This window comes from Shewanella decolorationis S12 (assembly GCF_000485795.1).
Lineage (GTDB): Bacteria > Pseudomonadota > Gammaproteobacteria > Enterobacterales > Shewanellaceae > Shewanella > Shewanella decolorationis.
The window spans coordinates 113,307-133,868 of record NZ_AXZL01000071.1; the positions used below are offsets into that span (position 1 = coordinate 113,307).

A 20,562-nucleotide genomic window follows, 5' to 3' on the forward strand; every position below is an offset into this window, starting at 1 on the left:
ATTGCATCGAACTTAGAGCTTAAACGCCGCCAGTTTGGTATTGAGATTAAGCGATAACTCAGCGAGGCTTTCGCTTTCTTGAGCAAGATAAGTGGCTGATTCAGATACTTCAAGCGCTGAACTATTAATCCCGCAGACGTTACGGTTCATTTCTTCTGCCACGGCACTTTGCTCTTCGGCCGCGGTTGCGATTTGGGTTGCCATATCGCTTACATGTTTAATATGGGCCACGATAAGCGATAAGTCATTTCCCGCTTTTGCAGACTGGCCAACGCTTTTTTCGGCAAGATTACGGCTGGTATCCATCGCATTAGCGGCACTGACTGCGCGTTGTTGGAGTAGCGAAATCGTATTTTGGATTTCTTCCGTGGATTGCCTCGTTCTGCTGGCTAATTGCCGCACCTCGTCGGCCACTACAGCAAACCCTCGACCTTGCTCACCAGCGCGAGCTGCTTCAATCGCGGCATTTAATGCCAATAAATTGGTTTGATCCGAAATGGCACTGATCACCGCCGTCACTTCACTGATCTGCATCACTTCTTCTTTTAATTTGTTCACTTGCTGCGTGGCTTGTTCCACTTCTTTGGCAAGCGCATGAATACCATCGACACTGGCGTGCACGTCCTTATCGCCAAGTCCGGCCTCCCATGTGGCTTCTTTGGTATCTTTAGCGGTACTTTCGGCATTATTGGCCACATCGGCAATGGTGGCACTCATCTCATTCATTGCCGTCGCTAATTGGGCGAGTTGGTCCCGCTGATTGTTTACCGCTTGATTGGTTTCTTCGGCGGTTGATGCGATGCGTGAAGCCGCTTGGGCGACATTATCTGCTCCCGCACTGGCCTCTGTTAGCGCTGCGCGGATAGCTGCCATACTTTGGTTAATATTGTGGGCCAAACTCCCAAGCTCGTCTTTACCCTCCACACTTAAACGAGTCGTGAGATCCCCTTTGGAAATAGTCTTCATTGCCTTATTGACTTGATCTAAGGGCCGAGTGATGGAATGACTGATAACATATCCCAGTAAGGCCATGATTAAAATCAATCCCAATGTGGTGCTTCCCATCAGCAAATATTCATGCCAAATCGTATTTTCGATGTCTTGTAGCAACATACCAGAGCCGATAATCCAGCCCCAAGGTTTAAATCCCACGACTAAGGACATTTTTTGCGCTTTCTTACCTGAGTTGGTTACCCATGGATATTGGAGCATTCCCTGCTGACCATCACGACCGAGTTTGACCATATCAAACCAGTATTGCTCGCTGCCGTTATTACCCATTTGTTGGCCAACGAGTTCTTGTTTGATGGGATGCACTACAACATGGCGAGATTCATCAATCACAAACAGGTAATTGTCGCCATCGAAGCGCATATTGTTGAGCATGTCTTTCGCAGCTTGTTGGGCTTGTTCAGTGGGTAAGGTTTGCTCTAAAGATTGAATTCGACTGAGGGCGAGACTCAGCACTGCGTTTAGCCGGGCTTCGCGTTCTGTGACTAAATTATGCTTTAAGGTAGTGACTGAAAGCGTTAGTAGAATTAACGCCCCGATGAGAGCTGTAATGACTTGCAGAATCAGTTTTCGACTCACAGAGATATCAGCGAGTTTGAACATATAATCTCCTTATTTTATCGCGCACCCTAGGCTGTTCCTCAGTTCAGGTATTTATCTATGCTAATGGGAATATTTTGTTTGTTTAAGCGATATAAGCATTGCCATCTTTGACAAAATTTCCAGTTAACATATTAAAAAATGTCTTAAATAAAAAGATCTTAATTAAGAATTTAATTAAATGATGTGAGGCGGTGATAGGCGGGAAAGAGTCTATTGATGTTCACAATCAAGGCATCGCTGTGGCTTTCACCACTACGATGCCGAGATTCGCTAGCCGTGGCTGATGGTGATGTCTTGACTTGCGGATAACTCATCTAGGTTATGCTTGGGCGGTGTGATGGTGGCCGCCACTTGCTTCATCGCTTGGGTGAGTTTGGTCAGCTGAGCCGAACTTATCACATAGGGCGGCATAATATAAATCAGGTTGGCAAAGGGTCTAACCCATACGCCTAAGTCGACAAATTGCTGCTGCAGCTCGGCGGTATTGACCGCTTGGTGCATTTCGAGCACACCCACCGCGCCGAGCACGCGCACCTCTTTCACGCTGGGAATATCGATGGCATCGGCAAGCTCGCGCTGCATTTGCTGCTCGATGGCGGCAACCTGTGCAGGCCACTCCTGCTGATTGATTAAATCTAAGCTGGCGCAGGCGGCGGCGCAGGCAAGGGGATTGCCCATAAATGTGGGACCATGCATAAAGACGCCGGCGGGTGATTGGCTAATGCCTTGGGCGACGTTATCCGTGCATAATGTGGCGGCAAGGCTGATATAACCGCCCGTTAAGGCTTTGCCTAGGCAGAGAATGTCGGGCGTGATGTCGGCATGTTCATAGGCAAATAACTTACCAGTTCGGCCAAAACCCGTGGCAATTTCATCGAGAATAAGCAACACATTATATTCATCACACAGGGTACGTAGGCCACGTAAATACTCGCCGCTGTAGAATCGCATTCCCCCAGCGCCCTGCATAATCGGCTCGATAATTACGGCGGCAATGTCTTGATGTTGCTCGCGTAAAATGCGCTGCATTGGCGCTAAATCATCTTGGCGTAATGGCTCACCGAAGGGGGTTTGCGGCGCGTCGACAAAACACTGTTTCGTGACGGCCTCGCCAAACATGATATGCATGCCACCTTCGGGATCGCAGACACTCATGGCGGCAAAAGTATCGCCATGGTAACCCTTCTTCACCGTAAGAATGCGCTGTTTTTGGGCTTTTTGCGCTATAGGCAAATCTTGCCCTTGCCAATATTGCAGCGCCATTTTGATGGAGACTTCGACGGCAATCGAGCCTGAGTCGCAGAGAAAGACTTTAGTGAGGGGCTCGCAGGTCATCGCTAGCAGTTTTTTGCAGAGTGTAATGGCGGGCTCATGGGTAATGCCGCCAAACATCACATGGCTGAGTTGGTGCAGCTGCCGCTCCATCGCCGTTAATATCGCCGGGTGTCCGTAGCCATGCACGCAGGCCCACCAGGAGCTGGTGCCATCGATAAGCTTACGGCCATCGACCAATTCCAGCTCGCAGCCTTGGGCACTGTGTACCCCAAAAACAGGAAGTGCGCGGGTCATGGAGGTATAAGGATGCCAAATATGGGCGCTATCAAAATCAAAATCGAGTAAATTGCGCATAAAATCTCACAGTGTTGATTGAAAATTAATCAGTGGTAAACCTGTGTCACTGGTTGGCGTTGACAGTTTAAGGGCTGAGGTTATCCTAGCCAAGGTAAAATACAAAAATAAAAGGGTGTTCAATGTCGCAGTTGCAAGTTCGTCATGATTGGAAGCGGGAAGAAATCGAAGCCTTATTTGCGCTGCCGATGAATGACTTATTATTTAAAGCACACAGTATCCACCGTGAAGTGTACGATCCTAACGAAGTGCAGATCAGCCGATTACTGTCGATCAAAACCGGTGCTTGTCCTGAGGATTGTAAATATTGTCCGCAGAGTGCGCGTTACGACACTGGCCTTGAAAAAGAGCGCCTATTGGCGATGGAAACCGTATTGACCGAAGCACGCAGTGCTAAAGCCGCGGGCGCTTCGCGTTTCTGTATGGGTGCCGCTTGGCGTAACCCGAAAGATAAAGACATGCCATACCTCAAGCAAATGGTGCAAGAGGTGAAAGCCCTCGGTATGGAAACCTGTATGACCTTAGGTATGTTAAGTGCCGAGCAAGCCAATGAGCTGGCCGATGCGGGCCTTGACTACTACAACCACAATTTAGATACCTCGCCTGAATACTACGGCGATGTGATCACCACCCGTACCTATCAAAACCGTTTAGATACATTAAGTCACGTGCGCGCATCGGGCATGAAAGTTTGCTCTGGCGGTATTGTTGGCATGGGCGAAAAGGCCACCGACCGAGCGGGTCTATTGCAACAACTGGCGAATTTGCCTCAGCATCCCGATTCTGTGCCCATTAACATGTTGGTCAAAGTGGCGGGCACCCCCTTCGAAAAACTCGATGATTTAGATCCGCTGGAGTTTGTCCGTACCATCGCCGTGGCGCGTATTTTAATGCCTAAGTCCCGTGTGCGTTTATCGGCGGGCCGTGAAAACATGACTGACGAACTGCAGGCCATGTGTTTCTTTGCGGGCGCGAACTCGATTTTCTACGGCTGCAAGCTGTTGACAACACCAAACCCTGAAGAAAGTGATGATATGGGCCTGTTCCGCCGTCTGGGTTTACGCCCTGAGCAGGGCGCTGTCGCGACTATCGATGATGAACAAGCAGTATTAGCCAAAGCCGCGGCTCACCAAGATAAAGCATCGGCACAGTTTTATGATGCGGCGGCGCTGTAACTAAGATTTATCGCTACAGTAAAAATCGCTACGTTGGACTTGCGCTTCGTTAAGGCGAAGCGCAGGCCCCAAAGGTAATGCGGGCGGGGAGACTCAGCGAGCATTTGAGCCGTCGTTATGCCGAGACTGGGCGAAAAACCAGTCAAGACGCCGAGTAAGTCTGCAAAGTAAAATGCACAGCAAGAAAAATTGAGCAAGACAAGTTGAGTAAGAAAAAATGAGTTCATCAGTCACCTCAAAACTGGGTTCAAAAATCCTCACCCGTCAGCAGGCGTTAGCCGAGCAAGGTTTGCTTAGGCAGCGTCAGGCGCTGTCGAGCGCGGCAGCACTCAGTAAGGATGACCCTCAGTTTGGCTTAGCGGAGCAGCACTATCTTAACTTCAGCAGTAATGATTACTTAGGCCTATCCCGTGCTCCCGCATTGGTCGAGGCGCTGCACCTGGGCGCTAAGCAATATGGCGTGGGTAGCGGCGCATCACCACTGGTGACGGGCTACACCGAGGCGCATTTGGCGCTAGAAACTAAGCTGTGCCAGATTACCGGATTTGAGGCGGCACTACTCTTTAGCTCAGGGTTCAGCGCCAATACTACCTTGTGTAAGACCTTGTTCGATAAGCAGGATGTGGTACTGGCCGATAAACTGGTCCATGCATCGATTATTGATGGATTGCTCGACAGCGGCGCGGATTTTAAGCGCTTTTTACATAATTCCATCGAAAGTGCCGAGCGTTTATTAGAAAAGAATGCTGTATCTGCCCTTATCACTGAGAGTGTGTTCAGCATGGATGGCGATATTGCGCCGATTATGGCCTTATCCAGCCTTTGCCGGGCACATAATGCTTGGTTGATTGTCGATGATGCCCATGGCTTTGGCGTGGTGGATGCTGTGAGTGCTCAAGTTGAATCGGCTCCAGCTTCAAACCTTATCGATATCCAGATCGTGACCTTTGGTAAGGCGTTAGGTTGTCAGGGCGCCGCGATCCTCGGGAGTCGGCAGTTGATTGAATTTCTGGTCAGCAATGCACGGGAATATATTTATTCTACGGCGCTGTCGCCCGCTAATGCGGCGCTTGCCTTGGCCGCTGTTGAATACGCTGAGACCCATCCTGAGCTTAAGCAAAAATTGCAGCGCAATATCTTATTGTTCAAGCAGTTGTGCCAAGATGCGGATATTCCACTCCTAGGAAGTGACACGGCAATTCAACCTTTGATTATTGGTGATGCGACGCAAACCTTGCTGGTGGCGGAAAAACTTAAGGCATTAGGCATTTGGGGCGGCGCCATTCGTCCACCCACAGTGCCGGTCGGCTCGGCAAGATTGCGCATCACCTTAAGCGCATCCCATAGTGAGGCGGCAATAAGGCGCTGCGTCAGTAGTATTGCCACTGTGCTGAAGGAATGCGCACTGCCGAGGGTTTCTGAGCGGCCTGAACGGTAAGCCAGTACTTGATTCACAATATTAGGTGAATGGCAGGGCACTTCAATGCTCGGTATTGAGTTCTTGAAATGCTCGAGTATTGAGAGCTTGAAGATAAGAGTCTGAAAGTAAGAGCTTGAACGTAAAAGCTTCTAAGTAAAAGTTTGATGTAAAAGTGAGAATAATCTGTGATGTCTATGCCGCTTGGCGTGAGTGTTAATTCCCATCAGTCTGCCAGTCAGGTCGAGCATATTGCCGATAGGTTTTCTGCTGCGGCCAAGCGCTATCAAGAACATAACTGTTTACAGCGTTTAAGCGGTGCGAGTTTGTTGCAGGGATTTGCTGCCACAGGCGCAATTCTTGATATTGGCGCGGGGCCGGGGACCGATTTTGCTGACCAGGCAGTGGGTGACAATATCAAGGTTTATGCCCTTGATATCGCCCTCGGGATGCTGCAACAACTTCAAGCGACTTTCCCTCGCCACCAATGCGTGTGTGGTAATGCCGAGCAACTCCCCTTTGCCGATGGGAGTATCGATAGTATTTACTCTAATTTGGCTCTGCAGTGGTGCCAGGATTTTTCGGCTGCGACCAGCGAAATGGCTAGAGTCTTAAAAGCTGGAGGAGAAGCGCACCTGAGTATCGTGGCAGAAGGCAGCTTGGCGCAGTTATCCCATCTTGGTTTGAGGGTGAACGGTTTTCAATCCCTTGGAAGCTTAAAAGCCGCCTTTGATACCTCTGATTGGCAACTCTTTGATGTTCAACTTGTGCCAATGACCGTCTATTTTCACGATCTTAAAACCTTGCTCTATTCCATTAAGGGCGTGGGCGCATCGGTGCAATCATACGTACAGACCGAAAACTCTTCAGATGCTGATACTCACTCGAGCAAGTTGCGTGGCCGCCGCGATTGGCTGGCATTACTGCAGCGCGCAGAACTATTCCGTGAGGCTCAGGGTCTGCCTTTAACCTATCAGATCGCCCAATTTCGTGTGCGTCGCCAAGGTTGCTCGGTATAAGCCTCTAGCAACGGTTTGGCGCATGATTGGCCAACAGATTAACAAGGAAAACGCATGTTTTTTGTAACTGGTACAGATACCGACAGCGGTAAAACCTTAGTGTCGACGGCGCTGTTAACCGCATTCAATCGTGAAGCTGCTCGCACAGGCGCTGCGCACTTAAGCCTGGGGGTCAAACCTGTGGCCTCGGGATGTGAAACCACAGAGCAGGGCTTACGTAACAGTGATGCGTTAAAACTGATGTCGGCCTCATCTTTAAAGCTCAACTATGAACAGGTCAATCCGATAAGCTTTGAACCCGCCATCGCGCCGCATATTGCCGCAAAACAGCTGGGGGTTAACTTATCTCCCGAGGCGATTTTGGCAAAGTTAGATAGACAAGCCTTTGAGCAGGCAGATTTTTGCTTGATAGAAGGTGCGGGTGGTTGGCGTTTGCCCTTAGGGGACGGGCGTTATTTATCGGAATTAGTGCAGCAACTTAATTTGCCAGTGATCTTGGTTGTGGGAATGAAACTGGGCTGCTTAAATCATGCGTTATTAACCCAAGAGGCGATAATCGCCGATGGCTTAACCGTGGCGGGTTGGGTGGCAAATTGCGTCGATCCCAATATGAGCGTGTTTGATGAAAACTTAGCATCGCTTAAAGAGATGATGACATCGCCTTTCCTTGGTTGTATTCCGCATCTTAAACAGGCTGATGCAGAACATGCCGCCCATTTTATCGATATCCAGCTCTTATTGCTGAAATAAGCTTATTCAAATAATAAGTTTGATTTAAATACAGAGGCTATATCGCCTCTGTTAGCGAGTATAGTTTTTATTTATAATTTAACGCGATAGCCAAGACTAAAGGCAATATCGGTACTGTTATCCATATTGAAATAGTTTTCAATAATAGATAACTCAATTGCACTTGTGTCTAAGTAGTAACGGTATCCGAGTAAGATTTCATTTGAAGATTTAGAAAAATCATTTTCAGTTTCTAATAATCCCTGATAATGATGCAGTTCTATTAACCAACCATGACGTCCAGCAATATATTCATAGCCGAGATTGACTGAATAGGCATGATTATCGTAGCGTATCCCCGAGAGCACTTCAGTTCCCTGTTTAAAACTGACCGCAGCGGTTGAATGAAAATGATGTTTTTTGTAACGAAAGCTGTAATTTAACTGCAACGCTTGTTCAAAGGCTTCATTTTCAAAAGGGCCTGAGTCGACATAGTTATAGTATAAGCTACCACCTAAGGATAAACCCTGATGTTGGTTCTCAACTAATTGATAACCAACATAAAGTATAATCGCATTATTAAGCGTTTTATCCGCAATATTGGGTTGATTAATACCATCTTTGGAAAATATTTGATTTTGGTGTTTTGCGGTATTTTCACGACCATTTTGACTAAAACCAAATGCATCATGAAACCAAATGGTCACCGAGTCTAAGTGATTATCGCCACTAAAACGCCAGTGATAACTGGTGTCAATCAACCATTTATCCGTAATTTGCCAAGAGAGTCCGCCTTCTAGGATGTTGTGGTAATAATCTGCAAAATAGTCATCGGTTTCAGCCCAAACACTGGCCGCACTTGCGGATAAGTGCAGTTCTTTTTGACCTTCAGGTAATGAAAACCCAGATCTTAACATCGGCGTTAAACTGCCCGCTTGAGTCGGTGATTGTGCGTAGGTGCGTAAAGGACCATAGTTACTAAAATCGACGGTAGTAGCGAAGGCATTCGGGACAAACAGCAAAGAAAGCGCAAAGGCTAGTTTTAGGTTTGAAAACGGCATCACTTAAATATCCGTCTAGATGATGAGTTATCTAGAGTTGATAGGTTGATTAAACTAAGCATTATCGAGCGAGATAAATGGAGAATATCAAGATGAATGTTAACATTTGTCACAACATTAGCATTTTGCTTACATTTTAAATCAGCGTATAGCAGAGTAATACTAATGCAAGCCAAAGTACTCGCCCAATCATTGGTAATAAATAATATAAGACAAGTAATGTGCTTATACTTAACAATATTGTCGTTGGCCTACGAAAATACGCAGCATTTAATGTCGGTAACTTCATTTCTTCTCTAACATATTGATGATGCGAAATAACTAAACACTTAATAATAGGGAGAATAGGTAGATATCTTGTTAAAACGTGATTTTCGCAAGTGTTCAGTTGTTTTGAGGAACTAATATAACGCTGTAGGATTGGTGAGTAAATGTTAATAGTCGCTAAATAAGGTTCAAAAACTGGAACTGAAAATCCCTATTTTTGTTAGATAAAAATAATCCTACTTATTCTACAAATACGGTGATAAGTCATCAAAATATTAAACCAGTTAACCTTAAGGCTATTAACCTGGGTGTAGAAATATTTATTTACCCATAAAAAACGCCGGATTTCCGGCGTTTTTTTAGTATTAAGCAAAGCACAAATCGAGTCTTAGTTTATCGGCCTAAGGCCAATCGTCACTGTTCCAGCGATATAGCCAAGTCGCGGCGACTGGTTTTTCATCTTTTCGCAGTTGAATACGCAGTTCTGCTACATTGGTGCTTTCAGGTTCAAAGGTGACGAATACGCGGGCACCGTTAATATCTGGGTGCGCCACTATGCGAGAAGACAGAATTTTGCCTTTGCTAATACTGGCATCAATAGCAATTTTTTCAATATCTTGTGGTTTGATATTGCTGTAATCGATAAGCAACTCTTTACCTTTGGATTGCTTTTGTCCCTTGGAACTGCGGATAACACGCGCCTTAGTCGCTGCACTTGGACTATCGTTAGACGCTGTGATGCGATAGGAATAATGATAAGGTACGCTTTGCTTTAATCCTCCCTGAGGTTCCCAGTAAGTGACTATATTGTCATTGGTTTCGGCGCTCGATGGGATTTCAAGTAGTACTAACTGACCTTTACCCCAATCGTTAAGCGGCTCAATCCAAGCGGAAGGACGTTGTTGATAGTTCGCGGTCAGATCTTGGTAGTAGTCGAAATTACGATGGCGTTGGATTAAACCAAAACCCTTAATATCTTCGTCACCGAAGGCGCTGATCTGTAATTTATTAGGGTTATTGAGCGGGCGCCATAAACGTTCACCATTACCCCGATCAATTTGTAACCCTTCAGAGTTATGCACAGCAGGGCGATAATCTGGCTTATCCGGCGTATCTAAACCACCGTAGAGAAACATTGAGGTCAGTGGCGCAAGCCCTACATGGGTAATATCACGGCGGGGAAAGAGTGTGACATCCACGTCTACTCGCGTCGGTGCGCCAGGATAAATGCCAAAACGATAGGCCCCTGTCACACTCTGACTATCCAGCAGTGCGTGGACCACAATCGCCGTTTGATACTTAGAGGGGCGTTCTACCCAAAAACGCTTAAATAATGGGTATTCCTCACCTTTAGGTTGAGCGACATCGATAGCTAATCCGCGGTTAGATAAACCATAGGTTTGTCCTTTGGACAGCGCTCGAAAATAGCTAGCACCTTGGAACATGATGAACTCGTCTTTTACCTCATCATCATTGATCGGGTAGTGCAGGCGTACACCAGCATATTGGCCAACCTGAGTCAGTAATTTTTCTATAATACCGTTTGGCACACTAAAGGAGGATTCAGTTAGTTCGATAGGAATGGCCTGACTATTTTCAACCACATCAATATCGACAAGGTTTTTATATAAGAAGCCTGGGGCAAATAGTTGCACCGAAAATTTAGTCGGCGTTCCACCCCAAATTGCGGCGTTTTCTTGATAATTGATTTTGCCGTAGGTGGCGTAATCAAGATCGATTAGCTCTTTTGGGGCTTTCCTTGCTTCTTTAAACGGTTTTTGTGCCAGTTTTTGTGCGAGTTCAACCACGGTTTCATGGGTAAACGTTTTGGCATTTTTCTCTTGGGAGCTATCAGCGCCATAGGCTGGGTGAAGGCTACTTATGCCGAGCATACAAGCAAGCATAGAGCCAAGAACGAATTTCGATCTCGGTTGAGTCATTTTTTGTGGCGTAACAGGGACGAAATCATTGAATTTTACATGCTGCAGCAAAATAGAAACTCCTCACTTAAATGGGCTAAGGCAAGAGACTCGCACTTAATGAACAGCCCAAAACTCCCAATTTATAAGCAACTTAGAATGCATTTGTACGGAAAGTACTCAGGGATGAATAATAATTTAATCTTGTTTATCAAAGTGTTCGACAACGAAATTAGTGCAGATACTTAAGTGGCGCAAGTCTTTTCTCCCACAGAATAAGTATTGTTACACACTCTCTTGAAGGTGTTATTACTTGGAGTTTTATGGAGTTAGCTCTTCAACGCGCGAGACATTGTCGCCGTTTTAACTTGACATTTTGTGGCGTTTTTTCGGCCAGCCAACATGAAGACAAACTCATACTCGGTGGCCGATGATAGCAGATTAGCTTAGGCAATGCCGCCGCATAGATCTTATTTCAGCAAATGGGATAAATCGCTGCCAACCGGGATTGGGATTTCTTGCTGTTCACCGCAGAAGAGATAAGCGGGATTGTCACCAAGCAAGGATAGTGTTTCTCCCTGACGCCAGAGTGCGCTGCCTTCGACAATACCCACAACCGGCGTGATGGGGTCGACGCGGGTGAATTCGAGTAAACGCTGGGCGCGGGTTTCGCCGTTATGTCCCGGAGCGCGATAGTTCGAATAATGTGGATTTAACTGAAACGGCACGATATTCAGGGCGGTAAATGAAGGTGGCTCGATAATCGGCATATCGTTGGTGGTGCGAATGCTTAATCCTGAAACGTTAGAGCCCGCGCTCCAACCAATATAGGGTTTACCATTTTGCACTTCTTCACGGATAAGATGCACTAAATCGTACTTATAGAGCTCGTGCAATAAATGGAAGGTATTGCCGCCGCCAATCAAAATCCCATCGGCATCTTTAATCGCTTGCCGTGGTTCAGGATGCTGGTGAATGCCGCTAATATCGAGTTTAAGTTTACTTAAGCCAGCCACGACTGAGGCCAAATAAGTGTCATAACTTATGCTTACACCAGCGTAAGGGATAAAAATCCATTTTTGGGCATTAGCAGTGAGCGGCTTGATAAAGGGAATCGCATGGGAAAGGTAAGGTGTATCTGCGACACGGGAGCTGCTAAGCAGTAGGGCATTGATCGTCATTTTTTTATCCTGAAATCTCGGAATGTGCTGGCATGTTAACAAAGTTTAATCGCGATAAACATAGATAAACACACATGAATTTGGCTGTAACGCTGACAGCGCCTAGATTTAAGTTTGGATTAATGCACTGTCCCTAGACTCTCGCTCCATGAAAGGCAATGTCTAAACTGAGAGAAAATTAGCGAGTAGAAAAACTCTTATCTTTACCCCTTGAATTTCGATTTTTTGGACATATTATGTCTTTGAGTAAAAGTAAATGGCATATGTTTGCCGTAAAGGAGCTGATATGAAGCGTATATTTTTATTGATTGCGACTAACCTAGCTGTACTGCTGGTAGCCTCAATTGTGATGTCTATTCTGGGCGTGAACACGTCTACTATGGGTGGACTGCTTGTGTTCGCTGCAATTTTTGGATTCGGCGGAGCCTTCATCAGCTTGGCCATTTCAAAATGGATGGCGAAAAAGACTATGGGTTGTGAAGTGATCACCACTCCCCGTGACAGCACTGAACGTTGGTTATTAGACACTGTTGCCCGTCAAGCGCAACAAGCTGGGATTAAAATGCCAGAAGTGGCGATTTATCAATCGCCAGAGATGAACGCCTTTGCTACTGGTCCAAGTAAAGACAACTCATTAGTTGCCGTGAGTACCGGCCTCTTGTATGGCATGAGCCAAGACGAAGTTGAAGGCGTACTTGCCCACGAAGTGAGCCACGTTGCTAACGGTGACATGGTAACCTTGACCTTAATTCAAGGCGTGGTGAACACCTTTGTTATCTTCGCAGCACGTGTTGTTGCGGGCATTATCAACAACTTCGTCTCGAGCAACGATGAAGAGGGCGAAGGTTTAGGTATGTTCGCCTATATGGCAGTGGTATTTGTCCTCGACATGTTGTTTGGTATTTTGGCCTCAATTATCGTGGCTTACTTCTCACGTATTCGTGAATACCGTGCAGACGAAGGTGCGGCGCGTTTAGCGGGCAAACATAAGATGATTGCAGCGCTAGAGCGTTTACGCCAAGGCCCTGAAAGCTCGGCAATGCCAGCACAAATGTCAGCTTTCGGTATTAACGGCAAGCGTTCAATGGCTGAGTTAATGATGAGCCATCCACCGTTAGAGAAGCGTATTGCAGCTTTGCAAACTCGTTAATTGAGTCTAAAAGCGAATCAAAAGGAGACCAAGGGTCTCCTTTTTTATTGGGGCTTTTCTTTTTTAGCGGATTAGGTTAGGGCTGTTTTTAGTTGTGAGCGATAGGTTAAGTCGATGTAAAACTCTTATATAAGCATGTGGTTACATGATGCAGCGCACATTTTACCCTTGAGTATATTGATAAAGTTGCTTTGCGTTAGATTGGGTTGCTTATTACTCAATCCTTAGCTAAGTTAAATCGAGTCGTGCTATTTATATTAGGTTGCAAGATGGAAGTCACCCCTGACAAGAATTTCCACTGTCAATCGCCATTGGAGGATACAATTGTGAGCAAAAAACTATTAAGTGCGCTTTTCGGGGCAAGTCTTGCAGCGCTGGCGCTGTCACCAACTGCATTTGCCGCGGATCAAAAATTATCAGACTTCCACGCAGAATCTGGTGGTTGTGAAAGCTGCCATAAAGATGGTACGCCTTCGGCTGATGGTGCCTACGAATTCGAACAATGCCAAAGCTGCCACGGTAAGCTTTCTGAGATGGACGCAGTACACAAGCCACATGACGGCAACTTAGTGTGTGCTGACTGCCATGCGGTGCACGATATGAACGTAGGTCAAAAACCTACCTGTGAAAGCTGCCACGATGATGGCCGTACTCCAGCGACCATTCTGAAGAAATAAACATTATTTCTGTGTTACTTTTATCAAAACGCCAGCAATTGCTGGCGTTTTTTTATATGCATGATTTATCTCACTCGTCCTTGGGTTGTCCTTGGATCAGTTTTTTGCCGGAAAACATGGCCGAAATGATCCCGGGTTGACGTTTGATTTCGGTATAGACCACTGCAAACACATGCAGCACGATAAGGAGCATTAATAAATACACGGCGTAAACGTGTACTTCACCTGCCAGTCCCTTCATGGGCTTGATAGCATTGGCTTTATCGGTATCTACGCCTGTGGCATCGTAGGGTTTTAAACTACTTGGCTCAACATCCACTGCAGCTAAGTAGCTTTGTACTGTGCTGCCGAGCGGCGGATAGTAAATATCAGTACCTGCGCGGATCAGGCCTGTGATCATTATGGTGACTAGCAAGAGCATGATGGCGAGTACGGCGAATTTCCCCTTAGGATTGTGGCCTAGATACTGGGGATTTTTACCCGCGGCAAGTTCCGCTTTATAGCTTTGTAACTCGGCCTTGCTATTGGCATTGGGGAACATATGACTAAAGCGAGCGTATTTATTGCCCATAAAACCCCAAACCAGGCGGATCAGTAAATTAATTGCAAAGCCATAGCCAATGATGACGTGCAGGGTTTTAAGCCCAATTTTGCCGGAGAGTTCGGTAATGCCTAAGTCGCTGCGAAACATCATCATGCCGCCAACGATAAGCAGGGCGAGTACGAGGATGACATTAATCCAGTGGAACAGACGCGTAGGTCTGTCCCACACGCGATAGGACTGCATTTCAATAGAGTTTGGCTGCGGGTTGGACATGGTATTTCCTTATGATTTGTGTTGATTTGATCTTACGCCTTTCTATTCAAAATAGCGCATTATTTTCAGTTTAAATTCAGCCTTCTGATTGACAATGCTCAGTGCTAAAGTTGCAGAAGTTTTTGATTTGCGTACGGTAAATATTTTTATCGTAAGTCTTTTTAATCTGTTTTATCTAATGCTAATATCGTGTGCACGGTAGACTCGGAAGTCTATTGAACGGATGTTGAAGTGGTATTGAGAGATGTTTCTCCTCTCAAAATGAATAATCGTTAACCAGACAGGGAGTGAGCAGGATGTTCAAAATATTACATTGGATTGTAGTGTCAAGATCGCAAGTTCTGATGGAATTGCTGGCCGGACGCTGGCCGCAGGAGTTTCTCGTTAAGCTGTCGCAAGTCAGCCCGGATGAGATGTGCGATCAAATCAAAGATAACCAAGCCTCTATGGTGGTGATTGATCTTTCCACCGTCGATCTTCAAAAAGCCTATCAATTTCAACGCTTGCTTGCCCGCGAACATCCGAGTGTGCGAGTCGTTTATATCCAGTTCCCTAAACAAGTTGATGCCCGCTTCCTGATGCAAGCCTCGACTACGGCAGGGGTGTTTTATCTGGATGCAGGACTGACTGAAATCAGCCTTGGCCTTTCCAACATCCTGCGCGGACACAGAGTGATCCCTATCCAATTGGTGAACGGGGTGAATGATGACTTTGGACTATTCGAAGATACCGAGCCATTGACCATCCGTGAGCGCGAAGTGTTACAAGCCCTGCTGTCGGGCAGTACTAACCTCGATATCGCCAACCAATTGTTTGTGAGTGAGAGCACCATTAAAACTCACTTATACCGTGTATTCCGTAAGATTGGTGTGTCGAGCCGTGGTCAAGCCATAGCTTGGGCGCAAACCTATTTACACGATGTGGTGGTGTAACCCATTGTTGATGGGTCGCTAAGCTAATATTCAATTGAGCAAACAAGAATCAAATAAAAAGGGGCAATCGTGGATACGATTGCCCCTTTTTGTGCTTTATGGGTTAAAGACTAATACATTAAAGATCAACGACCTAACCAAGCCTGCAGTTTGTCTTTATCTGTGATGCTTAAGGCAACTGTATCTTTTGGCGCCTCAGCAATAATCAGTTCTCCCGTCATCAATTCATCGCGTCTAAACCAATGTAGACTTAAGCGTTGTCCGAGTGGATATTGCTGAAGCTGCGCTTCAAATTGGCCTGTCACCTGCAGATTATCCGCCGCAATTAAGATATCTCCGGCGCTTAAACCCGCAAGGTGCGCCGGACTGCCTTGGGCGACAGTGGTCACTTTAAGGCCCATTGGTGCGGCTTGCGTCTTAGCGCCAAAGGCAATCTCATACCCTTTGGCTGAGCCTCCGCCGACATCCTGCGCGCCTTGGCTGGAGCGAAGAGTCAATTCAACCCCAAACTCGGCAAGTAATGGTGCCAGTGGAATATCGTCGGTATTGTCTAAATAGGCGAAGAGATCTTGGCAATCTCGGCCCAATAAACGTTCAACAATCATTTGATGACATTCGTCTGTGGTGCCGCGATTTTGTAGGGCATATTCCTGCCACAAAATGGTCATCACATTGTCGAGATTGTATTTACCCTGGGTTTCGATCCTTAGGGTTAAATCAAGATACAGGGCAAACAGGGCGCCCTTAGTGTAATAACTGATAATGGCGTTTTGGGCGTTCTCATCCTGCTTATAGAACTTAGTCCAAGCGTTAAAGCTGGAGTCCTTAATGCTTTGTTTAAAGCGGCCTTGACTGCGATACACCCTTGTAAAGGTTTCGCTCAGCATATCTAAGTAGCTTTGTTCATCAACTAAGCCTGCGCGATAGGTTAGGAAATCATCATAATAGGAGGTGATGCCCTCATAGGCCCACAGCTGTGGCGTATAGGTTTCCGCCTCAAGTTGATAGGGTAGGAAGCATTCTGGCTTGATGCGCTTGACGTTCCAGCTGTGGAAATATTCATGGCTGCAGAGCGATAAATAGGTGCGATAGTCGTTATTAATCGGCGCATCCATCGATAGCGGTAAGTCCTTGCGTGAGCACATGAGTGCCGTAGATGCCCTATGTTCCAAACCACCAAAGCCATTGTCGAGCACTGTTGTCATAAACAGATAACGTTCAAAGGGCGCAGGCGTGCCAAACAGTTTGATTTGATACTCGCAAATGGCCTTTAAATCTTGGCAGAGCCTCGGCATATGGGCGCGGTGGCGACCGTTAAGCACGATATCGTGTCTGACGCCGCAGGCTTCAAAACTGGCGTGGGTGAATAGACCCATTTCTACCGGATGATCGATAAGTTCGTCATAGCTTTGCGCGCAAAACTCACCAAAGGCAAATTCGTCCCCGCTTTGGCGTGTCATGCTGGTGGCAAGGCGCCACTCGTTGAGACTCGGCTCAGTCGGCGCCGCCATTGTTACTGTGTGTAAGCCTACCTCAAAGCCGTGGGCGGCTAAAAATACACTGCTACCGTTAAAGAAACCGTGGGTCATATCCAGGTGTGCGGTGCGTACCGACAAGTCCCAAGCATAAACTTGATAAGTTAAGGTGAGTTGGGTGCTTTGATGTTCGACCGACCAAGTTTGTTTATCCAGCTGAGTGAGCGTAAGCGGCTCGCCGTTAGCGCCTGTGGCTTTAAGGTCGATAATATTCTTGGCAAAGTCCCGCACCATATAACTGCCAGGAAGCCACGCTGGCAGGCTAAAAACTTGCTTAGGATGAGGCGTTTGTACCGTCATGGTGACGGCGAACAAGTGCGCCTTGGGATCGACGGGAATGATGTGATAGTGGATCATAATTTATCCTGTAAAACCGCTGCGTTTTAATGGGCGTCATGCTGCCAAAAATGCGCACAACAGGCAAATGAAACGCAAAATATCTGGAGACACAAAGCGTTGAATTGCTAGTATACTATCCCAATTAACCCAAGGAGGACTCCCCATGGCCGAAGAAACCATTTTCAGCAAAATTATCCGCCGCGAAATTCCCGCCGATATTCTGTATCAAGACGAGCTGGTGACCGCTTTTAGAGACATCTCGCCAAAGGCGCCAACCCATATTTTGATTGTGCCGAATCATTTGATCCCAACCGCAAACGATATGAAAGCCTCGGATGAACCCGCACTCGGCCGGATGATGACTGTGGCGGCCAAACTGGCAGCAGAGGCGGGGATTGCCAAAGACGGTTATCGTTTGATCATGAACTGTAATAAACATGGCGGACAGGAAGTGTACCATATCCATATTCATCTCGTTGGCGGAGAGCCACTGGGACCCATGCTGAGCCAAGGTCAATGAAGGTCAATCCCGAGTTTTTCCCGCTAACTCAAATGGCGCAGCGGTTTGTCGATCAGCTCGCCCAGTGCCGTCGCTTAGGGTTAACCGTGCTCGAAGCCAGTGAGCACCATGTACTGATTGAGTTGCCCTACAGCACTGAGTTAATTGGTTATCCCGATACGGGGGTTATCCACGGTGGGGTGATCACTACCCTGATGGATACCGCCTGTGGCAGCGCGGTAGTGAGTGCGATTTTTCAAAAATATCAATCCTTAGAGATTTCGCCCACCCTCGACTTGCGGGTCGATTATATGAAACCCGCGCAGCCCCATAAGCCAGTTTATGGCTTTGCCGAGTGCTATAAATTGTCATCCAATATCGCCTTTACCCGCGCCATCGCCTATCAGGACAGCATCGATGACCCCATTGCCCATGCGGTGGGCTCCTTTATGCGTATTAGTCCCGAAATGGTGGGCGATGCCTTTAGACAAGCCTTGATGGGAGAAGCCGTGCCGCCTTTAGGAGAGACAGATGAACTCAAATAAGCCGACCGAGCAGAAAACCCTCGATGTGCAGGGGATTGTAAAACGCGCCACCGAGCTGAACGACTTTGGTCATCTACTCGAACATGTACCTTATGCTAAGTTTATTGGCATGAAGGTCGAGCGCTTTGGCGACGAGCTGATTTTCAAACTCCCAGCCAAGGACGACAATATCGGTAATCCCATCCTGCCCGCGATTCATGGTGGGGTAATTGCTGGTTTTATGGAAATGTCAGCCATAGTGCAATTAATGGTGTTTATGCAAACGGCAAAAGTGCCAAAGGTAGTCGATTTCTCGATTGATTACCTACGAGCAGGCCTGCATAAGGACAGCTTTGCCGAATGCCGTATCACCCGTCAGGGGCGACGGGTCGCCAACGTGAATATCAATTGTTGGCAAACCAATCGTAAGCAGTTGATCGCTACCGCAAGGGCGCACTTTTTAATCGATTAATCGCGAGGGCGGGGCAGGATGGGCAGGTTTTGCCGATGACTATGTTAAGCATAAGTTCAGCTGGCGTCGCGTAGTGTCATTGCCCATCCGTTGTTCGGCACCTAGGTTTTTGTGAGTGAGGGAAAACAAAATGAAAGCAATTTACAGTGGATTAATCTTGGCAGCAGCACTGACACTCGGTGCCTGTACTAATACGGCGGGCATTTCGGTGAACTCACTGGGAGAAACCCGCGTCGATAGCAAAAGTTTTGCCCGTGATATCAGTGTTGAAGGGGTTGAGGCGCGCCGTGTTGGCGATCTTATCCAAGGTTCGGCGTTGATTGTCAGCAAGTCCTCAAGCGATATGCGAGTGCAATATAAGTTCACTTGGTATGATGCCAGCGGCTTTACCATCGAAGATGAAGCCACCAGTTGGAAATCGGTGAAATTACACGGTAAACAACAGCTGCAAGTATCTGCCGTGGCCCCAAATGCACAAGTGGCGAAATTCGATGTTTATGTGCGCGAGACCTATTCAAACTAAGCTTGAATCATAGGGTTTAGTTGTCACTATCGCGTTAGAGCATTTGGCACTTCAAAGCTAAGTTAACGCGCATTGATAAAGATTTACGCCACATTGATAAAGACTTACGTTTTTGAGACGTAAGTCTTTTGATTTTATCTATCCTCATCCTCACCAACCCATCTTCCTTCTGCTCGTTTGTGCGAGATGAGTTTGTCCCGTGACGGTTGCTAGGCCGAGAAGCAAAATTGCGATAACTGACTCAGTTCGACGGAAAAGACCTAGCCGCGACAGAAAAGCGGACTTTAGTCCTAAAACTATTTCAGGGTTGAGCACTACTATCAGCATATTATTAGATGAGGATAGACCTATGACCGCGCACATTAACGCACAACCTACTGATTTTGCTGAAACTGTTATTATGCCCGGCGATCCACTGCGGGCGAAATATATTGCCGAAACCTACCTTACCGATGCCGTCGAAGTCACCAACGTTCGCAATATGCTGGGGTACACAGGTTATTACCAAGGGCAGCGTATTTCTGTGATGGGTCACGGTATGGGGATATCCTCAATGGTGCTCTATGGCCATGAGTTGATTAATTTTTTTGGTGTGAAGCGCATCATTCGTATCGGCAGTTTAGGCGCAACCCAAAAACACGTGCAAATGCGGGATGTGATTTTAGCGCAAGCAGCGGGTACCGACTCACCCACGAATGCCAAGCGTAGCAGTGGCTATCATATGGCTACCTCGGCCACCTTTTCCTTACTGCACAAAGCCTATACCCAAGCCAATGAAAAAGGCATTAGCGTGAAAGTTGGCAACGTATTTAGTGGCGATCTTTATTATGATCCCGACGAAGATATGATCCCAGCACTGGAGCGTTTTGGGGTGTTGGGTATCGATATGGAAGTCGCGGGTCTTTATGGCTTAGCGCATCAACAGGGCATTGAATCATTGGCCATTCTCACGGTATCCGATCACTGCCTAACGGGTGAGGAAACCACCGCCGAAGAACGCCAGTTATCCTTCAATAATATGATCGAACTCGCGCTCGCGACTGCGCTGAATTAGGTCACACGCTAACCTTGCACCTTTCGCAT

At 46.9% G+C, this 20,562-nt stretch carries 19 protein-coding genes; 12 read left to right on the top strand and 7 right to left on the bottom strand.

The annotated features are described in order from the left end of the window. Window positions 1-12: 12 nt before the first annotated feature. Window positions 13-1,614: a methyl-accepting chemotaxis protein gene (locus SHD_RS14915; protein WP_023267875.1), complete on the bottom strand. Its 1,602-nt coding sequence runs from the start codon at window positions 1,612-1,614 to the stop codon at window positions 13-15. 270 nt (window positions 1,615-1,884) lie between these two features. Beyond that, window positions 1,885-3,243, bottom strand: coding sequence for an adenosylmethionine--8-amino-7-oxononanoate transaminase (bioA, locus tag SHD_RS14920; RefSeq protein WP_023267876.1), 1,359 nt, complete (start codon window positions 3,241-3,243; stop codon window positions 1,885-1,887). A 122-nt stretch (window positions 3,244-3,365) separates the two neighbouring features. Between bioA and bioB the strand changes: the two genes are divergently transcribed. The 4 genes from bioB (at window position 3,366) to bioD (ending at window position 7,604) form a co-directional block, all read left to right on the top strand. Further along, complete coding sequence (bioB, locus tag SHD_RS14925; protein WP_023267877.1) at window positions 3,366-4,418, top strand: biotin synthase BioB; 1,053 nt, start codon at window positions 3,366-3,368, stop codon at window positions 4,416-4,418. Between the two features lie 217 nt (window positions 4,419-4,635). After that, window positions 4,636-5,856 (top strand): aminotransferase class I/II-fold pyridoxal phosphate-dependent enzyme, encoded by a 1,221-nt coding sequence (locus SHD_RS14930; RefSeq protein WP_023267878.1) that lies wholly within the window; start codon window positions 4,636-4,638, stop codon window positions 5,854-5,856. 170 nt (window positions 5,857-6,026) lie between these two features. Continuing rightward, a complete protein-coding gene (gene bioC / locus SHD_RS14935; RefSeq protein ID WP_023267879.1) occupies window positions 6,027-6,854 on the top strand; it encodes a malonyl-ACP O-methyltransferase BioC in 828 nt (275 codons plus the stop codon). 54 nt (window positions 6,855-6,908) lie between these two features. Further along, complete coding sequence (gene bioD / locus SHD_RS14940) at window positions 6,909-7,604, top strand: dethiobiotin synthase (protein ID WP_023267880.1); 696 nt, start codon at window positions 6,909-6,911, stop codon at window positions 7,602-7,604. 71 nt (window positions 7,605-7,675) lie between these two features. On the opposite strand, the gene SHD_RS14945 is transcribed toward bioD, so the two are convergent. The 3 genes from SHD_RS14945 to pepE form a co-directional block, all read right to left on the bottom strand. Further along, on the bottom strand, window positions 7,676-8,644 hold the full coding sequence (locus SHD_RS14945; RefSeq protein ID WP_023267881.1) for a DUF3187 family protein: 969 nt from the start codon (window positions 8,642-8,644) through the stop codon (window positions 7,676-7,678). Between the two features lie 668 nt (window positions 8,645-9,312). Then, window positions 9,313-10,851 (bottom strand): glucan biosynthesis protein G, encoded by a 1,539-nt coding sequence (locus tag SHD_RS14950; protein WP_052031047.1) that lies wholly within the window; start codon window positions 10,849-10,851, stop codon window positions 9,313-9,315. 449 nt (window positions 10,852-11,300) lie between these two features. Further along, entirely contained in the window at window positions 11,301-12,011 is a 711-nt protein-coding gene (gene pepE / locus SHD_RS14960; protein WP_023267883.1) for a dipeptidase PepE, read from the bottom strand. Between the two features lie 286 nt (window positions 12,012-12,297). On the opposite strand from pepE, the gene htpX reads away from it, so the two are divergent. After that, the gene (htpX, locus tag SHD_RS14965; protein WP_011717429.1) at window positions 12,298-13,161 is read left to right on the top strand and encodes a protease HtpX; all 864 of its coding nucleotides are present in this window, start codon (window positions 12,298-12,300) and stop codon (window positions 13,159-13,161) included. A 326-nt stretch (window positions 13,162-13,487) separates the two neighbouring features. After that, window positions 13,488-13,838 carry a tetraheme c-type cytochrome CctA gene (cctA, locus tag SHD_RS14970; RefSeq protein ID WP_039978509.1) on the top strand — a complete coding sequence of 117 codons (351 nt, stop codon included), beginning with the start codon at window positions 13,488-13,490 and terminating at the stop codon, window positions 13,836-13,838. Window positions 13,839-13,908: 70 nt separating this feature from the next. On the opposite strand, the gene SHD_RS14975 is transcribed toward cctA, so the two are convergent. Next, complete coding sequence (locus SHD_RS14975) at window positions 13,909-14,655, bottom strand: cytochrome b/b6 domain-containing protein (RefSeq protein WP_023267886.1); 747 nt, start codon at window positions 14,653-14,655, stop codon at window positions 13,909-13,911. Window positions 14,656-14,951: 296 nt separating this feature from the next. Between SHD_RS14975 and SHD_RS14980 the strand changes: the two genes are divergently transcribed. Next, complete coding sequence (locus SHD_RS14980) at window positions 14,952-15,587, top strand: LuxR C-terminal-related transcriptional regulator (RefSeq protein ID WP_011717426.1); 636 nt, start codon at window positions 14,952-14,954, stop codon at window positions 15,585-15,587. Between the two features lie 125 nt (window positions 15,588-15,712). Here SHD_RS14980 and SHD_RS14985 read toward each other — a convergent pair whose 3' ends face one another. Beyond that, the gene (locus SHD_RS14985) at window positions 15,713-17,479 is read right to left on the bottom strand and encodes a M61 family metallopeptidase (protein WP_023267888.1); all 1,767 of its coding nucleotides are present in this window, start codon (window positions 17,477-17,479) and stop codon (window positions 15,713-15,715) included. Window positions 17,480-17,624: 145 nt separating this feature from the next. Between SHD_RS14985 and hinT the strand changes: the two genes are divergently transcribed. The 5 genes from hinT to deoD all read left to right on the top strand — a co-directional run bounded on the left by hinT (window position 17,625) and on the right by deoD (window position 20,533). Next, entirely contained in the window at window positions 17,625-17,981 is a 357-nt protein-coding gene (gene hinT / locus SHD_RS14990; protein WP_011623075.1) for a purine nucleoside phosphoramidase, read from the top strand. After that, the gene (locus SHD_RS14995) at window positions 17,978-18,505 is read left to right on the top strand and encodes a PaaI family thioesterase (protein WP_011717424.1); all 528 of its coding nucleotides are present in this window, start codon (window positions 17,978-17,980) and stop codon (window positions 18,503-18,505) included. Before hinT ends, SHD_RS14995 begins: the two co-directional genes overlap by 4 nt. Further along, window positions 18,492-18,956, top strand: coding sequence for a PaaI family thioesterase (locus SHD_RS15000; RefSeq protein WP_011623073.1), 465 nt, complete (start codon window positions 18,492-18,494; stop codon window positions 18,954-18,956). The genes SHD_RS14995 and SHD_RS15000 overlap by 14 nt, the downstream gene beginning before the upstream one ends. A gap of 130 nt (window positions 18,957-19,086) precedes the next feature. Next, window positions 19,087-19,479, top strand: a complete 393-nt coding sequence (locus SHD_RS15005; RefSeq protein ID WP_011623072.1) for a YcfL family protein — start codon at window positions 19,087-19,089, stop codon at window positions 19,477-19,479. A 349-nt stretch (window positions 19,480-19,828) separates the two neighbouring features. Further along, a complete protein-coding gene (gene deoD, locus SHD_RS15010; RefSeq protein WP_011717422.1) occupies window positions 19,829-20,533 on the top strand; it encodes a purine-nucleoside phosphorylase in 705 nt (234 codons plus the stop codon). The last annotated feature ends 29 nt before the right edge of the window (window positions 20,534-20,562 follow it).

What these genes read in the sequence shown, in the direction of transcription:
- SHD_RS14915 (WP_023267875.1), bottom strand. Translation starts at nt 1,614, where the DNA reads ATGTTCAAACTCGCTGATATCTCTGTGAGTCGAAAACTGATTCTGCAA.
- bioA (WP_023267876.1), bottom strand. Translation starts at nt 3,243, where the DNA reads ATGCGCAATTTACTCGATTTTGATTTTGATAGCGCCCATATTTGGCAT.
- bioB (WP_023267877.1), top strand. Translation starts at nt 3,366, where the DNA reads ATGTCGCAGTTGCAAGTTCGTCATGATTGGAAGCGGGAAGAAATCGAA.
- SHD_RS14930 (WP_023267878.1), top strand. Translation starts at nt 4,636, where the DNA reads ATGAGTTCATCAGTCACCTCAAAACTGGGTTCAAAAATCCTCACCCGT.
- bioC (WP_023267879.1), top strand. Translation starts at nt 6,027, where the DNA reads ATGTCTATGCCGCTTGGCGTGAGTGTTAATTCCCATCAGTCTGCCAGT.
- bioD (WP_023267880.1), top strand. Translation starts at nt 6,909, where the DNA reads ATGTTTTTTGTAACTGGTACAGATACCGACAGCGGTAAAACCTTAGTG.
- SHD_RS14945 (WP_023267881.1), bottom strand. Translation starts at nt 8,644, where the DNA reads ATGCCGTTTTCAAACCTAAAACTAGCCTTTGCGCTTTCTTTGCTGTTT.
- SHD_RS14950 (WP_052031047.1), bottom strand. Translation starts at nt 10,851, where the DNA reads ATGACTCAACCGAGATCGAAATTCGTTCTTGGCTCTATGCTTGCTTGT.
- pepE (WP_023267883.1), bottom strand. Translation starts at nt 12,011, where the DNA reads ATGACGATCAATGCCCTACTGCTTAGCAGCTCCCGTGTCGCAGATACA.
- htpX (WP_011717429.1), top strand. Translation starts at nt 12,298, where the DNA reads ATGAAGCGTATATTTTTATTGATTGCGACTAACCTAGCTGTACTGCTG.
- SHD_RS14975 (WP_023267886.1), bottom strand. Translation starts at nt 14,655, where the DNA reads ATGTCCAACCCGCAGCCAAACTCTATTGAAATGCAGTCCTATCGCGTG.
- SHD_RS14980 (WP_011717426.1), top strand. Translation starts at nt 14,952, where the DNA reads ATGTTCAAAATATTACATTGGATTGTAGTGTCAAGATCGCAAGTTCTG.
- SHD_RS14985 (WP_023267888.1), bottom strand. Translation starts at nt 17,479, where the DNA reads ATGATCCACTATCACATCATTCCCGTCGATCCCAAGGCGCACTTGTTC.
- hinT (WP_011623075.1), top strand. Translation starts at nt 17,625, where the DNA reads ATGGCCGAAGAAACCATTTTCAGCAAAATTATCCGCCGCGAAATTCCC.
- SHD_RS14995 (WP_011717424.1), top strand. Translation starts at nt 17,978, where the DNA reads ATGAAGGTCAATCCCGAGTTTTTCCCGCTAACTCAAATGGCGCAGCGG.
- SHD_RS15000 (WP_011623073.1), top strand. Translation starts at nt 18,492, where the DNA reads ATGAACTCAAATAAGCCGACCGAGCAGAAAACCCTCGATGTGCAGGGG.
- SHD_RS15005 (WP_011623072.1), top strand. Translation starts at nt 19,087, where the DNA reads ATGAAAGCAATTTACAGTGGATTAATCTTGGCAGCAGCACTGACACTC.
- deoD (WP_011717422.1), top strand. Translation starts at nt 19,829, where the DNA reads ATGACCGCGCACATTAACGCACAACCTACTGATTTTGCTGAAACTGTT.